Annotated in this window: 15 protein-coding genes; 11 read left to right on the forward strand and 4 right to left on the reverse strand. The window is 69.1% G+C overall.

Translation table 11 applies throughout. The features are described 5' to 3' along the window. Positions 1-17 precede the first annotated feature (17 nt). On the reverse strand, positions 18-752 hold the full coding sequence (locus VEC57_13435; protein ID HYC00131.1) for a sulfite exporter TauE/SafE family protein: 735 nt from the start codon (positions 750-752) through the stop codon (positions 18-20). 38 nt (positions 753-790) lie between these two features. Between VEC57_13435 and VEC57_13440 the strand changes: the two genes are divergently transcribed. Both VEC57_13440 and VEC57_13445 read left to right on the forward strand, forming a co-directional pair. Next, positions 791-1,234 (forward strand): YkgJ family cysteine cluster protein, encoded by a 444-nt coding sequence (locus VEC57_13440; protein ID HYC00132.1) that lies wholly within the window; start codon positions 791-793, stop codon positions 1,232-1,234. Positions 1,235-1,299: 65 nt separating this feature from the next. Next, positions 1,300-2,052 carry a phosphoadenylyl-sulfate reductase gene (locus tag VEC57_13445; GenBank protein HYC00133.1) on the forward strand — a complete coding sequence of 251 codons (753 nt, stop codon included), beginning with the start codon at positions 1,300-1,302 and terminating at the stop codon, positions 2,050-2,052. A 19-nt stretch (positions 2,053-2,071) separates the two neighbouring features. On the opposite strand, the gene VEC57_13450 is transcribed toward VEC57_13445, so the two are convergent. After that, the gene (locus VEC57_13450) at positions 2,072-2,977 is read right to left on the reverse strand and encodes a crotonase/enoyl-CoA hydratase family protein (GenBank protein ID HYC00134.1); all 906 of its coding nucleotides are present in this window, start codon (positions 2,975-2,977) and stop codon (positions 2,072-2,074) included. A gap of 14 nt (positions 2,978-2,991) precedes the next feature. On the opposite strand from VEC57_13450, the gene VEC57_13455 reads away from it, so the two are divergent. Both VEC57_13455 and VEC57_13460 read left to right on the forward strand, forming a co-directional pair. Next, a complete protein-coding gene (locus VEC57_13455) occupies positions 2,992-3,447 on the forward strand; it encodes a hypothetical protein (protein HYC00135.1) in 456 nt (151 codons plus the stop codon). Between the two features lie 163 nt (positions 3,448-3,610). Next, entirely contained in the window at positions 3,611-4,858 is a 1,248-nt protein-coding gene (locus VEC57_13460; GenBank protein HYC00136.1) for a hypothetical protein, read from the forward strand. 71 nt (positions 4,859-4,929) lie between these two features. On the opposite strand, the gene VEC57_13465 is transcribed toward VEC57_13460, so the two are convergent. Continuing rightward, on the reverse strand, positions 4,930-5,751 hold the full coding sequence (locus VEC57_13465) for an enoyl-CoA hydratase/isomerase family protein (protein HYC00137.1): 822 nt from the start codon (positions 5,749-5,751) through the stop codon (positions 4,930-4,932). An 89-nt stretch (positions 5,752-5,840) separates the two neighbouring features. Between VEC57_13465 and VEC57_13470 the strand changes: the two genes are divergently transcribed. From VEC57_13470 to VEC57_13490, 5 genes are all read left to right on the forward strand, one after another. Beyond that, positions 5,841-6,797 (forward strand): isoaspartyl peptidase/L-asparaginase, encoded by a 957-nt coding sequence (locus VEC57_13470; protein HYC00138.1) that lies wholly within the window; start codon positions 5,841-5,843, stop codon positions 6,795-6,797. Between the two features lie 79 nt (positions 6,798-6,876). Then, the gene (locus tag VEC57_13475; GenBank protein ID HYC00139.1) at positions 6,877-7,479 is read left to right on the forward strand and encodes a hypothetical protein; all 603 of its coding nucleotides are present in this window, start codon (positions 6,877-6,879) and stop codon (positions 7,477-7,479) included. A 247-nt stretch (positions 7,480-7,726) separates the two neighbouring features. Next, a complete protein-coding gene (locus VEC57_13480) occupies positions 7,727-8,053 on the forward strand; it encodes an HU family DNA-binding protein (GenBank protein ID HYC00140.1) in 327 nt (108 codons plus the stop codon). An 87-nt stretch (positions 8,054-8,140) separates the two neighbouring features. Further along, the gene (locus tag VEC57_13485; protein ID HYC00141.1) at positions 8,141-9,205 is read left to right on the forward strand and encodes a 3-deoxy-7-phosphoheptulonate synthase; all 1,065 of its coding nucleotides are present in this window, start codon (positions 8,141-8,143) and stop codon (positions 9,203-9,205) included. Positions 9,206-9,350: 145 nt separating this feature from the next. After that, entirely contained in the window at positions 9,351-12,356 is a 3,006-nt protein-coding gene (locus VEC57_13490; protein ID HYC00142.1) for a DUF349 domain-containing protein, read from the forward strand. 45 nt (positions 12,357-12,401) lie between these two features. Here the strand turns inward: VEC57_13490 and VEC57_13495 are convergent, their stop codons facing one another. Beyond that, positions 12,402-12,986 (reverse strand): DUF488 domain-containing protein, encoded by a 585-nt coding sequence (locus VEC57_13495; GenBank protein HYC00143.1) that lies wholly within the window; start codon positions 12,984-12,986, stop codon positions 12,402-12,404. A gap of 132 nt (positions 12,987-13,118) precedes the next feature. Here VEC57_13495 and VEC57_13500 point away from each other — a divergent pair, with 132 nt between their 5' ends. Both VEC57_13500 and VEC57_13505 read left to right on the forward strand, forming a co-directional pair. After that, positions 13,119-14,186: an acetylxylan esterase gene (locus VEC57_13500; GenBank protein HYC00144.1), complete on the forward strand. Its 1,068-nt coding sequence runs from the start codon at positions 13,119-13,121 to the stop codon at positions 14,184-14,186. A gap of 17 nt (positions 14,187-14,203) precedes the next feature. Continuing rightward, positions 14,204-15,370: an acyl-CoA dehydrogenase family protein gene (locus VEC57_13505; GenBank protein ID HYC00145.1), complete on the forward strand. Its 1,167-nt coding sequence runs from the start codon at positions 14,204-14,206 to the stop codon at positions 15,368-15,370.

The following is a 15,370-nucleotide window of genomic DNA, read 5'->3' on the forward strand; positions in this document are numbered from 1 at the left end:
ATCGACCGGAGGCAGACTCAATACAAGCCGAGCAGACGGCCTGCCATCGCGGCCACGGATACGGCCAGCACCGGCCGCAGCGCTCGCTCGCCGCCGGCAACCGCCGCACGCGCACCGAGCGATCCTCCTGCCGCGAATCCCGCCGACATCAGCAGCCCCGGCAGCCACGCGATCTGACCGGCCAACACGAAGACGGGAAGGGTGAAGATCGTCTGGATGAACACGACGGCGACCTTGATGCCGTTGGCGCGCATCAGGTCGTAGCCGCAGCGGGCCAGCACCAGCATCAGGAGCAGGCCGATGCCGGCCTGGAACGCGCCGCCGTAGGCGCCGACGACGAGCAGCCACATCCAGGCCGCGCGCCGCGACAGCACCCGCTCCTTCGGTTGCGCGCGCGGCGGCCGCAACGTCGGCGCCAGCAGCAGCAGCATGACCAGGCCGAAGGCGCGCTCAAAGGTATGGTCGGCCAGGTGCGAGACCGCGACCGCGCCGGCGGCGCCGCCGATAACCAGCGGCGGAAGCACGCGCATCGCCTCGGCCCAGTCGATCGCGCCGCGCCGTCCGAGCTCGGCCGCCGAGACCGCTCCCTGCACGAGCACGCCCAGTCGATTGGTGCCGTTGGCAACGGAGGCGGGAAGGCCGGCCAGAATGAGGATCGGCACGGTCAGCAGCGATCCGCCGCCGGCCAACGTGTTGACGGCGCCGGCCACCAGTCCGGCACCCACGAGCACGACGGCTTGTGAGGTTGTCATCGGCTCGATGCCGCGATTGTCTCAGGCAAAGGACGACGGTGGAAACTCCACAGCGCTGGTATGGCCAGGGCCTGGCCTTCGAATGCACCTCGTGCGGCCGCTGCTGCACCGGCAGCCACGGCTATGTCTGGGTGACGGTCGAGGAAGCGCGGGTGCTCGCCAAGCGGCTTTCGCTGTCGCTCGACGACTTCGGCCGGCGCTATCTGCGTCGCATCGGCAACCGCTACGCGCTGGTCGACGGGCGCGGAGGCGACTGCGTGTTCCTGGCGGGCAAGGTGTGCGCCGTCTACGAGGACCGGCCGATGCAGTGCCGGACGTTTCCCTGGTGGCCCGCCAACGTGGCGTCCGCCGAGAGCTGGCGTGCTGCCGCCGAGTGCTGCGAGGGGATCCGGCCGGAGGCGCCGGTAGTGAGTGCCGAGTCGATCGAGCACGCGCTCGATCAGTCGCGCGGCGCCGGTCTGGCAGTCGCCAGGCAGACCTAAGAGGCGCAAATGGACGAAAAATCGTCCCGTTGACTCCCCTTCGCATCCGTCCCATCTTCCGTTTCGTGAGCCAGGCAGCCGGCACGACCGTGGAATTCGATTTCGACGTCGAGGGCTTGGACCTCGACGGTCTCAACGCCGTCCTCGAGCGCAAGAGCGCGGAGGAGCGCATTGCGTGGGCCCTGGACGAGCTGAAGCCGCACATCATCCTTTCCTCCAGCTTTGGCGCCCAGGCCGCCGTCTGCCTGCACATGTGCACGCTGCAGTGGCCGGAGATTCCCGTCGTCGTCACCGACACCGGCTACCTCTTTCCGGAAACCTACCAATTCATCGACGAGCTGACCGAGCGCCTTCACCTCAATCTGAAGGTCTACCGTGCCGAGATCTCGGCGGCCTGGCAGGAGGCGCGCCACGGCAAGCTCTGGGAGCAGGGGGTCGAAGGCATCGAGCAGTACAACCGCATGAACAAGGTCGAGCCGATGCAGCGCGCCCTCGACGACCTCGGCGCCAAGGGCTGGATCGTCGGCCTTCGCCGCAGCCAGTCCAGCACGCGCAAGAACCTGAGCGTGCTCGGCGTGCAGAACGGCTACCTCAAGGTCCATCCGATCGTCGACTGGAACGACAAGCGCGTGTTCGACTACATGCAGGAGTACGACCTGCCCTATCATCCGCTGTGGGAGCAGGGGTACATCTCGATCGGCGACACGCATACGTCGCATCGGCTGGTGGATGGCGTGACGGAAGAGGAGACGCGGTTTTTCGGGTTGAAGCGCGAGTGTGGTCTCCACGAACCTTTCAAGAAGGACGGCGACAAGTAGACGCGGGCGCTGCGAGGCGTTACTCGAACTTGCCGTGTCTTCCGGCGCCTTGGGCGAAGCGGGTGGCGCCGTGCACGGTCTCGCCGCTCAGGATCACTTCGCGGCCTCGCAGCGTCTCGTTGCGCATCGCGTTCTCGTAGCTGAGGTCCCATTGCTCGTAGGCGCTGATGCGGTCGCTGCGCATGCAGCGTTCGGGGAAGGCGGCGATCTGCCGCGCGAGGGCTTCGGCCTCCGGGCGGGCCTGGCCATCTTCGACGACGCGGTCGGCGAGGCCGATCCGCAGCGCTTCCTCGGCGCCCACGGGGCGGCCGGTCAGGATCATGTCGAGGGCGCGGCCGTGGCCGATCAGACGCGGGAGGCGCACGGTGCCGCCATCGATCAGCGGGACGCCCCAGCGCCGGCAGAACACGCCGAAGACGGCGCTGCGCTCGGCAACGCGAAGATCGCACCAGATCGCCAGCTCCAGGCCCCCGGCGACCGCGTATCCGGACACGGCGGCGATGACCGGCTTGGTCAGGCGCATGCGGGTCGGGCCCATGGGACCGTCGCCTTCGATCCGGATCAGGTTGCCCTTGCCCTCGGAGACGCCCTTGAGGTCGGCCCCGGCGCAGAAGGTCCCGCCATCGCCGAACAGCACGGCCACTTTGGCCGACTCGTCCTCCTCGAAGGCACGGAAGGCCTGCGCAAGGGCGGCGGCAGTGTCGCGGTCGACCGCATTGCGGCGATCGGGGCGGAAAACAATGACCGTATGGATGCCTTCTTGAACTTCGACCCTTACAGACATCGCCGACCTCCGTGTAGAATGACCGCCGGCATTATCGCCATGGGGGGCCCAGTTTCCACGTAAGCAGCCCACTTTTGCGCTTGCGTCGTCGGGCAAACCGAAGAAGATCAGCGTCTGTGGCCCGATTCCTTGGGCCGGCAAGGAGAATGCGCACCATGCACCGACCCATTCCGAGGGCTCTAGCCACCATCCTTCTGCTCACCGCAGCGGGTTGCGCCCTGCCCGAGGTGAGGCCGTTGGTTTCCGGGCCCACGCCCGGACCTTCGCCCTACGGGCCATGGTACGAGCAGCACTGGCAGGTCAACGCCGTCATGATCGAGCCGGCCGATGCCGACGCTCTGGCGGCCGCCGAGGAAGCGGCGGCCGAAGATGCGGTGGTCGAGGAAGGCTACGCCGACACGGACGCTGCCGACACGGATGCCTACGCGGACGGCGGTGTGGGATCGGAAGATGCGGTCATTCCGCCCGACGACAACTACGAGCCGCTTCCGCCCTCCGAGCCCGGCGCGGCCAATCCGGCCGAGCCGCTCGACTCCTCGCTCGATGCGGCGCCGGCGCCGCCGCGGCGTCCTGCAGGCCCGGCGCGCACCGGCGATCCGGTTCGCTACTGAGCTTCCCGGCCAGGCGCCCTCCGCAGCGACTGCGGACGGCGCCTGGCCTTTTTGCATCGCCGGAGCATCCGGCGCTCTGCTCGCTCGAATACGCAGCTTCTGTTCTAGTCCATCGACACCGATATCGCCGAGCCTTTCGCGGGCTGGCAGGAGGACGAAACTGGTGAAGCTCATCTTCGCGCGGCGTCTGGTCTGCGCAGCAATGGTCGTTTCCTGCATGCTCACCGCTCCGGTGCAGGCGCAGCAGGCGCAGCTCGGACACGGAGCACGTTCCAAGGCCGCCGACGGCACCACCGTCATCTACGACAAGGTCCGCGGCGTTCACGTCGTTCCCGATCAGCAGAACACCTTCTACAGCGGCGACCGCTTCTACCGGCACATCGAAGGGATCTGGATGACGGCGGCCGCCAGCAAGGGGCCGTGGGATCTGGCTTCGCCAGTCGATGTCCCGCTGTCGCTGCGCGATGCATACCTGCCGCCGAAGAAGAAGGTCACGGCCAAGCTGCCCAACGGCATCGAAGCCGTCTACCAGCCCGAGCTCAAGGTGTTCGCCGTGCCCACGCAGGCCGGCGTTTATATCCACGACGGCCGTTACTACCGCTACGCCGACGGCGTCTGGCTGACCAGCGTCAAGATCGAGGGGCCATGGGAGCTGGCGGCGACGAAGAAGCTGCCCGGGCCGCTCAAGCATCGGGTCAAGCCGCCGGCAGCCGGGACCAAGGTGACGCTGCCTTCGGGCACCGTCGTCGAATACGACGCCGACCTGCTGATGTTCCGCGTCGTCGGACAGAACGAGGTGTTCCTGAGCGACGGGATGTTCATCACGCGCCGTGACGGAAAGTGGATGTCGGCTTCCGCGCCCGATGGAAACTACCTCGAGATGCACGCCCAGCGCGTTCCCGCCGCACTGAAAGCGCACTACAAGAAGACCGAACCCCGTCCTGCCGCGGCCAAGAAGCCGCCTGCGAAGAAACCCACGACCAAGGAAGAGCGCGAGGCGCTGCGCGTGGAGCGCGACAGGATCCGCGCCGAGCGCGACAAGCTTCGTGCGGAGCGCGAAGCGCAGCGGCGCGCGTCGCGGTCGCAAGCCACTGCGAAGGTGCGTGGCGCCGGCGGTGCCGAGAAGAAGCCCAAGCACGGGCCGGGCGCAGCAGCAGCAGCCAAGGCCGACAGGAAAGCGGACGCAGCAGCAGCCAAGGCCGAGAGGAAGGCGGGCGCAGCAGCAGCCAAGGCCGACAAAGCGGACGCCGCAGCAGCCAAGGCCGGCAAGGACAAGGCTGCCGCGGCAGCAGCAGCGGGCCAGGCACCGGCAGCCGATGCGCCTGCACCGGCCGTTACGCCGCCGCCCGCCACTCCGCCTCCGGCGGCGGCACCGGCGTCCGGTGCGCAAGAGAAGCCGGCGCAGCCCTAGCGGCCGCCGAGCCGGCGCGGAAATCATGAACTGTCGTCGTGGCGACGTGCGCTCGCCACGAGGCGCGGGGCTCAGCTCCTGCGCGGCAACCGTGTTTCCAGGTAGCGGCGCATCGCCGCCGTCGACTCCGCATCGGCGGCCGCGCCGAGCAGCGCATCGCCGTCGGCGAAGCTGGTGATGCCGGCGCTCATCGCCTGCACCACTGCATTGACGTGCTCCTTGGTGATGACCACCGGCACGGAGGGCTTGGCGGCGACCTCCTCGGCCAGCATGCGCGCTTCCTCTTCGACCCGCGCTGCCGGCACGACGCGATTGACGAAGCCCATCGCCTTTGCCTCCTGCGCGCTGAAGCGGCGGCAGGTGAGGACCAGCTCCTTGGTCATGGCCGGACCGATCTCGCGCACCAGGCGCGGGATGCCTCCCCACGCCAGCGGAATGCCGATGTCGACTTCCGGAATGAACATCACGGTGTCCTCGGCGACCACGCGCATGTCGCATGCCGCCATCAGCACGATGCCGCCACCGACGCTGTGGCCATGCACCTGCGCGATGGTGGTGGCGCGCATGCGCTCGACCGCGTCGGCCATGCGCAGGCCGTACTGCCCGACCTCGCGTCGATAGAGCCAGGTGTTGCCGGAGCCGGGCATGCCGGGCAGCAGCGGCGGATCGCGCAGATCCGCGCCCGCGCAGAACGACCGTCCCTGCCCGCGGACGATGACGGCGCGTACCTCGCGCTGCTCGTCGAACCAGCGCGCCGCGCGAGCCAGTTCCTGCAGCATCGTGGCACCCATGGCATTGAGCCGGTCGGGGCGCGCCAGCGTCAGGCGTCCGACCGCGCCGCGTGCTTCGACGATGATGGTTTCGAACGTAGGAACCTCGGCAGCTTCGCTCATGCGCCGCTCCTAGCGCGGACGCTGGACGGGCTCCAAAACCACCTCTCCTTGGCTGCCGGGGTGCCGGTCGCTACAAGGGCCGGCACATCGTGGCTTCCCGCTCCAAGACCTCTGCCGTCACCGGCCGGCGCGCGTCGACGGCTGCGCGCGTGGCGCTGGCGCTGCACGGCGGCGCCGGCGACGGCGATCCGGCCGCCATCGACGAAGCCGTCGAAGGAGCGCGACGGCTGGCGCTCGCCGAGGTGCTGGCTCGCGGCCGCGCGCTGCTTCACCGGGGCGTCGATGCGGTCTCGGTGGTCGAGACGTGCGTGGCCGCACTGGAGGACTTCGAAGGTTTCAACGCCGGGCGCGGCTCGGTGCTCACGACCGAAGGAACCGTGGAGATGGACGCCGCGATCGCCGACGGCGCCTCGCTGCGGGTCGGCGCCGTCGCGGCCGTGCGGACGCTGCGCAATCCGATCAGGGCCGCGCGCATGGTCCTGGATCAGAGCCGCCACGTGCTGCTGGTGGGCGAGGGCGCCGAGCGTTTCTGCCGCAGCGCCGGAGCCGAGACGGCGCCGCCGGAGTATTTCCTGGTCGCGCGTCCGGCTCGTGGCAGCAAGTCGGGAAACAAGGCACGCATGAAATCGGCAGCGGGCAAGATGGGCACGGTCGGCGCCGTGGCGCGCGATCGCAGCGGCCATCTCGCAGCCGCCACCTCCACCGGCGGCATCTCGCGCAAGCTTCCGGGCCGCGTCGGTGATTCGCCGGTCCCGGGCGCCGGCGTCTTCGCCGACGATGCCACCTGCGCCGTCTCGGCCACCGGCGACGGCGAAGCGATCCTGTGCGCGCAGGTCGCCCACGAGATCGACGCGATGCTGCGCCTGACCGACAGCTCTTTGCCGGTGGCCTGCGCCGCCGCGATGAAGCGTCTGGTGCGAGCGGGCGGCCGTGGCGGTGTGATCGCGGTCGACAGCACGGGCGCGGTCACCTGCCGCTACAGCGCACGCTTTCTTTACCGCGCATGGTTTTCGGGTGAAGGAGCCATGCGCGTGGCCGTCACATAGGCCATGGCGCCCGAAAGGGTCGGGCAGCGCTTCGAAGGAAGCGGCTTCCCGGCTGAAGCTTCTCCGGCTGGCGAGGGACATGCAGAGAACCACGACCGCCAAGCATGGCCCCAGCGCCTGGTCCCGCTTCTGGGGCGCCGCAGCCGCGTGCGCTTTCTGGCTGTCTCTGGGCGCCGCCTTGTACGAAGCGGCGGTTCTTGCGCCGCAGTGGGTGAGCTCGGCCGCCGACCTGCGGGCATGGAACCAGAGCGGCGTCCGTCCGGAGCCGGCGCGGCTGATGACGCCGCTGGCGGCGCTCGCGGTGGGAGCGACGCTGCTGGCGTGGCTTTCGAGCCTGGGCATTCGAAGCAGCCGGCGCTGGTGGCTGACGCTGGCGTTGGCGTGCGCGTCTGGTCTGGCATGGGCCGTCGTCATGGGGCTGATCCCCGCCGAACGCGGGCTTCGCGGCGCGTCCCTCACCGACGCGCAGATCGCCGAGCTGACCAACGAGTGGGTGCGATGGAGCGCGGCTCGCCTGCTCGTGCTGCTGCTCGGCGCTTACGCGGCGTACCGCGGACACGTGGCCCGCATCTTCGGCGCGGCCGTCACCATCACCGAAGCTCGCGACATGCGTCGCGGAGCCTCGAGGGACTTCGTTTTGAGCGACGAGGATCCCGACGCCATCACTCTCGGCGACGACTAGAAGCCTCCGCTCGATACCATTCCGCTCATCGCAGCGGCGGCCAGGCCGCCTCATGCTGCATCGGCATGCGTCTCGAAGCCAAAAAATAGGGGTTTGCACAGCCCGTCGCATTGACTACAGGCTTTTTTTTGCTGCAAGATGCACGCCTCGCGGAGCGTATTCCCGAGAAAAGCTCAAAAATCACCGGAAAATACGCTGGTTCCGCGAAAATGCGGGCCGTCACGCCCGGGAGAAGGAGTAAGGAGGCATGGCAAAGAAATCTGCACCGATCGCGGCTACGCAAACGAAGAGCCAGCTCATGGGCTCGATTGCGGAAGCCACCGGTTTGTCGAAGCGGCAGGTGGCGAGCGTGATCGAGGCCCTGGGCGATCACATCATCCGTCATCTCAAGCCCAAGGGCGCCGGCAAGTTCACCTTGCCCGGGCTGGCCAAGTTCACTGCCGTGAACAAGCCGGCCCGCAAGGCGCGCAAGGGCAAGAATCCGTTCACCGGCGAAGAGATCATGATCAAGGCCAAGCCGGCCTCGCGCGGAATCCGCATCCGTCCGCTCAAGGCCCTCAAGGACCAGATCTGAGACCTTCGGTTTGATTCTCTGCGGCGCAGCGTGGAAGAGGGGCCCCGGCGCCCTCTTCCACGCGCGGCGCAGGTGCGAGACTCTGCAGTGTTCCATCGGACCGACGACCTACGCATTGCAGGGCTCCGACCTCTCATCGCTCCCGCAATCCTGATCGAAGAGCTGCCGCTTTCGGAGCAGGCCTCCACCGTCATCGCCGACGCCCGCGAGCAGGCCACGCGCATCGTGCTCGGCCAGGACGACCGCCTGCTGGTGGTCGCCGGCCCCTGCTCGATCCACGATCCGGCCGCGGCGCTCGATTATGCGCGCCGCCTCCTGGCCGTGCGCCAGAAGCTCGCCGGCGAGCTGTGCATCTTCATGCGCGTCTACTTCGAGAAGCCGCGCACGACGGTGGGATGGAAGGGGCTGATCAACGATCCCGACCTGGACGGCAGCTTCCAGATCAACCGCGGCCTTCGCGTGGCGCGCCGCGTGCTGCTCGACCTCGCCGAGCTCGGCATGCCGGCCGGCTCCGAGTTCCTCGACACCATCAGCCCGCAGTTCATCGCCGACCTGATCTCCTGGGGCGCGATCGGCGCGCGTACCACCGAAAGCCAGGTCCACCGCGAGCTGGCCTCGGGCCTGTCCGTGCCGGTCGGGTTCAAGAACGGCACCGACGGCAACATCCAGATCTGTATCGACGCGATCCGCGCCGCGCGCAATCCGCACCACTTCCTGTCGGTGACCAAGCAGGGCATCTCGGCCATCGTCACCACGCGCGGCAACGACGCATGCCACGTCATCCTGCGAGGCTCGAGCAGCGGCCCCAATTACGACGCCGAAAGCATCGCCGCGGTGGCCACCAGGCTGCGCGAGCAGAGCCTGCCCGACGGCGTCATGATCGACTGCAGCCACGGCAACAGCCGCAAGGACTACAACCGCCAGTGCGAGGTCGCCTCGGCTGTCGCGCGCCAGGTTGCCGATGGATCGACGTCGATCACGGGCGTCATGCTCGAGTCGCACCTCGTCGAGGGACGCCAGGACCTCGTGCCCGGAAAGCCGCTCACGTACGGCCAGAGCATCACCGATGCCTGCATCTCCTGGGACAAGACGGTGCCGGTCCTAGAAGAGCTGGCGGAGGCGGTGCGCACGAGGCGCGCGCGCAGGTATTAACCGCTTCGGCAGGACGCCGATCCATCCCGACTCGAACGGCCCTGTGCGCGGCAGGGGGAAACAGGCGCGCCCCTGGCGATGCCGTCGCCGCGGCGCGATGGTCATTGAGCGGCGCTGTGGTACGCAGGGCGCGCCGGATCGTCCCATGGGAATCTTCGACCGACTCAAGCCGCAACCCCGCTGGAAGCACCCGGACGCCGCCGTTCGCCGGACGGCGATCGCCGATCTGGATGACGCCGTCGAGCTCGCGACGCTGGCGGAGCACGACCCCGATGCCGAGGTACGGGCCGCTGCCGTCGCCAAGGTCGCCGATCCCGTCGTGCTCGGGCGCGTGGGCGCCTCGGATGCAGACGCCGGCGTTCGGGATGCCGCCGCCGAGCGACTGCTCGCTCTGGCCCTCGATGCCGCAAATCCCGAAGCCGCCACCGCCGCCGGCCTGCTGCCGGACCTGCGGCGCGTCTCGGTGATCGCCAAGAGCGCTGCAGCCGATGACGTGCGCGCCGTCGCGCTGGCCAGATTGACGGACGAACGCAGCCTCGGCGGCGTTGCCCGTCAGGCCAGAGTCGAGAGCACGGCGCTCGCCGCTGCGGCACGTCTGACCTCGCCCGAGGAGCTGCTGGCCACCGCGCTGAACAGCGAGCACAGGGAGGTGGCGCTCGCCGCGTTCGATCGCGTCGTGCAGGCAGGACCGGCGGGCGCCGACGTGGCGCTCCTCGAGACGATCGAAGCGCGCGCGAAGCACAAGTCCGTGGCCAGACGAGCACGGACGATGCGGCAGGCCATCGAGGACGAGGAGAATGCCCGTCGTGCGGCCGAAGAGCAGAGGCGCAGCCAGGAGGCGTCATTGTGTGCCGCCGTGGAACGGCTGCGCGATGTTGCCGATCCCGATGGCATCGCCGCAGAACTGGCACGTCTCGATGCGGCGTGGGACGCGCTGGCCAGCACGGACGAGGCGGCAACGCAGCGATTCCGTGCGGGCGTCGACGCCGCACGGCTGCGCATGACTCAGCGCCGAAGCGAGATCGCGGCTGCCGCCGAAGAGGCACGCCGCCGCCGTGAAGCTCTGGCAAGCCGCGAGGAGCTCTGCCGGCGCATCGAAACGATCGAACGCCATGACGGAGGCGGGACAGACGGCGCGAGCGCAGGCGAGGCCGAAAGCACGGCGACGGTCGAGACCGTTCGAGAGCGCCTGCGCTCGATCGAAGAGGAATGGGCAGGGCTCGCGCCGCTTCCGGGCTACGAGCGCGACGTCGAGGGACTCACGGCGCGATTCGAAGCGGCGGCGCAGGCATGCCGGAAACGGCTCGAGCGTGAGGCGGCACTCCAGGACGCCCGCTCCGCGCTCGAGGCTCTCGTCAGCGAAGCGGAATCGCTTCCGACGCGCGACGGCAAAGCCGCCGCCGACCGCTGGCGGACGCTTGCACGCGAAGCGCAGGTGCTGGCGGCCATGTTGAACGATGCGTCCCGGCCGTCCTCCGATCTGATGGATCGTCTTGCCGAGGTCGGGAGAACGCTGGCGGCGCGCGAGACCGAGGCACGCGAGGCGGCGGCAAAGGCCGCGCGCGATCACGCCGCCAGGCTCGCGCAACTGGTGGCGCGCGCCAGGAAGGCGGCTGAAGCGGACACGATCACCTTGCGCGAAGGCGAACGACTGCTGCGGGACATGGCGACGGCCCTCGACAACGCCGGCAGAACCGAGAGGACCACGGACATCGCTGACGCTCTTGCGGTGCTGCGGACGTTGCAGGATCCGCTCGCGCGGCGCGTGAAGGAGCTGCGCGACCTCGACGAGTGGCGCAGGTTCGCCAATGCGCAGCGGCAGGAAGAGCTCATTGCGATGGCGGAAGCCATCGTCGCGGCTCTGAAGGCGGAAGAGGAGGCGGGCGCGGCCAGCGATCTGCCGGCCACCGCCAAAGCGCTGCGCGAGCTTCAGTCGCAATGGCAGAAGGTCGCCGACGTGCCGCAACAGAGCGCGCAGCAGCTGTGGAGTCGGTTCAAGGCCGCCGCCGACTTCATCCGCAGCCGTTGCGAGGTCCACTTTGCCGAGCTGCGACAGCAGCGAAGCGCCAGCCTGGCCGCCAAGGCCGAGCTCGTCGCACAGGCGGAAGCGCTGGCCGAGTCCACCGATTGGAGCAAGACCGCAGCGCGCCTTCGCGAGCTGCAGAAGGCCTGGGAGGAGACCGGGCCGGTGCCCGGCGATCAGGCGCGCGATCTGACGAAGCGTTTCCGCGCCGCATGCAATACGTTCTTTACCCGCCGCCGCGATGATCTGACCGCCAAGAAGGCGGAGTGGGCCGAGAACCTGGCGCGCAAGGAAGCGCTGTGCGAGCAGGCCGAGCAGTTGGCGGAATCGACCGACTGGGACGCTGCGGCCGCGGCGTTGAAGAAGCTGCAGGCCGAGTGGAAAGGCATCGGGCCGGTGCAGCACGCCAAGAGCGAAGCGGTGTGGAAGCGGTTCCGCGCCGCGGCGGACAGGTTCTTCGAGCGATACCACAAGCGGCACGAGCTGGCCGCCGCCGCGCAGCTGGCCGAACGCGAAGCGATCGTGGTCGCGATGGAAGCGCTCGCTGCGCTCGAGACCGTCCCCGACGATCTGGCCGGGCAGGTGCAGGCGCTGCGGACGACGATGGCCAATGCGCCGCACGTCGAGGGCGCCGGTATGCAGGCGCTGCGCGACCGATGGACCGCCGCCCTGGCCACGCTCGTCTCGCGCTCGCCTGCCGCCTTCGCGGGCACCGACCTCGACCCCGTCGCGAACCGCCAGCGCATGGAGCGGCTCATCGCGAAGGTCGAGTCGCTGCTCGGCGAAGACGCGCCGGTGGCGGCAACGGGCAAAACGGCCACCGAGGTGCTTGCCGAGCGGCTGCGCGCGGCGCTCGAGCGCAATGCGCTCGGGGCCCGTCCCGACGCGACGAAGTGGCGTGCCGCCGCCAGGGCGGTCGAAGAAGCGCAAGAGGCGTGGCGCCGGCTCATGCGACTGCCCGGGGCGGAGACGGACGCGCTCGAAAAGAGGTTCGAGGCCGCCTGCGCCCGCGTGATGGATCAGGTCAAGCCGCACGTCCGCTCTGCGGATGCTGCCGAGGGCGGTTTCGGCGAACGCGGCTCCGACCGCCGCTCCGGTCGACCGAAACGCTCCGGTGGCAGGCGCTGACGGCAGCCGCGTCGACGCCGGCGAACCGACGCGCCAGCCACATTCTCAGCCCGGACGTCGCAGCGGCAGGACGCCGACGTCGTAGACCGGCCATCCTCCTTCCTCGGCGCGTGCGGCTTCGTGCAGGCGATGCGGCCGCGGCTCCCGGCCGATCCCCAGATGCAGGACCTGCATCCCATGCAGCGTGGCCGCATCGGCGAGCAGTCGCCGGTGGCACTGCCACCACAGTGTCTCGGCGCACATCACGGCCACGTCCGTGCCTCGTGCGATGGCGAGCAGCTTCTCGAACGCTTGTCGAAACGACGGGGTGTCCATGTACTCGGCGTAGGCACGGAACGCTTCGACCTGCCACGCCGGGTGGCGCGTCTCGGCAACAGGCCTGGCACGCCGGCGGCCCCCCAGTTCCTCGCCCCACCACTCGTAAGCGATTCCCGCGCCCGGAAGCGACCTCTCCAGCGCCTGGCGCGCGAAGTGCGGGTGGCGCCGCGAGGCGGGGTAGCGGCGAACGTCCACGCATCGGCGGACCCGCGCCTCTTCGAGCACCGCTTGGAGTTCCTCGGTGGTGCGGGCGCCGTGGCCGACCGTGAAGAACATCCCGGTCCAGTAGCGGCGCCGCTCTGGCGGCGCCACCGACGGCGCCGCAATGCGGTCACGCAGCCTGCCGCGTCGCCGCCGCACGCCATTTGCGCGCGAGGTGAAGCGCTCGGCGGGTTGGCGCCGGCGCATTCACCTTTGCCCGCACGCCACGCTAAGGTCCGGGCCATGACATACGATCCATTCGCCCGTGGCCCCCACCCCGTAGGCGTTCGCACCGTCGATCTCACCGACGCTTCCCGATCGCGCTGGCTGCCGACGGAAGTCTGGTATCCCGCAACGGCGGCGCACGCCGGGAAGGACACGGCCGCCGAAACGCGCGACAAGTACGACCTGCTCCCCGGCTTCCCGCCGCTGTCGCAAAGCGCGGTGCGCGATGCCGAGGCCGAGCGCGGCAAGTATCCGCTGGTGATCTTCAGCCACGGCTTCGGCGGCCATCGCCGCCAGAGCACGTTCCTTTGCACACACCTGGCAAGCCACGGCTACGTCGTTGCCGCGATGGACCACACCGGCAACACCGTCATCGACATGGCGCAGATGACGATGCAGGTGATGATGGGCCAGCCGATGCCCGACATCGCGGCAACCATCCACGAGCTGATCCAGGCCCGCCCGGCCGATGTGCGCTTCGTCATCGACAGCGTTCTTGCCGGCAATGCCGGCGTGCCCGCCGACTTCGTCGACGAGAGCCGCATCGGCATGAGCGGACACAGCTTCGGCGGCTGGACGACGCTGAAGACGGCGGGACTGGAACGCCGCATTCGCGCGGCGCTTGCGCTCGCGCCGGCCGGCGGACCCGGGCCGCTACCAGCGGAGCCTCTGATCGAAGCGCTGGACTTCGCCTGGGGCCGCGACGTTCCGACCCTTCTTCTGGTGGCCGACAAGGACACGCTGCTGCCGCTGTCGAGCATGCATCACATCCTCGGCCGCGCCACCTGCACCAAGCGCATGATCGTGCTGGAGAACGCCGACCACATGCACTTCTGCGACGAGGTCGAGCAGACGCACGAGCTGTTCCGCTCGATGCCGCCGCCGGGCCCGCTCGCCGACGTCGCCAAGGGCGTGCCGCCGATCTCGGAGCTCTGCCCCGGCACGCACGCCTACGACTTCAACAATTCGCTCGGCCTGGCGCACATGGACGCCAACCTCAAGGGCAGCGAAGAGGCCGCAGGTTTCCTGTCGCAGGATCTACCGGCGGTCTTCGCCGAGCGCGGCATTCGCATCTCGGTGGTCTGAGAGCGGCCGGCGGCACGATGGACTTCGCGCCGGACGCCCAGAACGAGAGCATCCGCAGCGAGGCCGCGCGCCTGGCCGCCGCGTTCGACGACGAATACTGGCGCGCCAGGGATTCCGCGCACGAGTTTCCGTGGGAGTTCTACCGCGCCTTCGCCGAAGGCGGGTGGCTCGGCGTGCTGGTTCCGCAGCAGTACGGCGGGGCGGGCCTGGGCGTGCGCGCCGCCGGCACCCTGCTTCGCACCGTTGCCGCCAGCGCCGGCGCCATGAACGCCGCCTCCACGCTGCACCTGTCGATCTTCGGCATGGGGCCGGTGATCCATCACGGCTCCGAAGCGCTCAAGCGCAAGTATCTGCCGCCTACCGCCACCGGGGAGCTGCACGTCTCCTTCGGCGTCACCGAGGACGATGCCGGCACCGACACCTCGCGCATCCGCACCACGGCGGTTCGTCGCGGTGATCACTGGATCGTCAACGGGAAGAAGGTCTGGAACACCAAGGCGCAGCAGGCGCAGAAGATCCTGCTGCTCGCGCGCACTACTCCTCGGGAGGACTGCAAGCGGCCGCTCGACGGCCTGACGCTGTTCCTGGCCGACCTGGACCCGAAGTTCTGCGACATCCGCGAGATTCCCAAACTCGGCCGCAACGCCGTCAACTCGAACGAAGTCTTCCTGCGGGATCTGCCGGTCGAGGATGGCGACGTGGTCGGTGAGGTCGGCCGCGGCTTCCATCATCTTCTGGATGGCATCAATCCCGAGCGCATCGTCATTGCCGCCGAGGCGGTCGGCATCGGCGTGCGGGCAGTGGAGTGCGCGTCGCGCTACGCGCGCGAGCGCATCGTGTTCGGGCGGCCCATCGGACAGAACCAGGCGATCGCGCATCCGCTCGCCGACTCGCATGCCGAGCTCGAGGCTGCCGATCTGCTCTGGCAGAAGGCCGCCTGGGCCTACGACAACGGCCAGGAAGCCGGCGCCCTGGCCAACATGGCCAAGCTGCGCGCGTCGGAGGCGGGCTTTCGAGCGTGCGATCGCGCGCTGCAGACGCTCGGCGGCTTCGGCTACGCGTGCGAGTACAACATCGAGCGCTACTGGCGCGAGTCGCGCCTGATGCGCATCGCGCCCGTCTCCAACGAGATGGCGCTGAACTACCTTGCCGAGCGCGTGCTCGGCCTTCCCAAGAGCTACTGA

The organism is Candidatus Limnocylindrales bacterium, from assembly GCA_035626395.1.
Taxonomy (GTDB): Bacteria; Desulfobacterota; Binatia; order UBA1149; family CAITLU01; genus DASPNH01.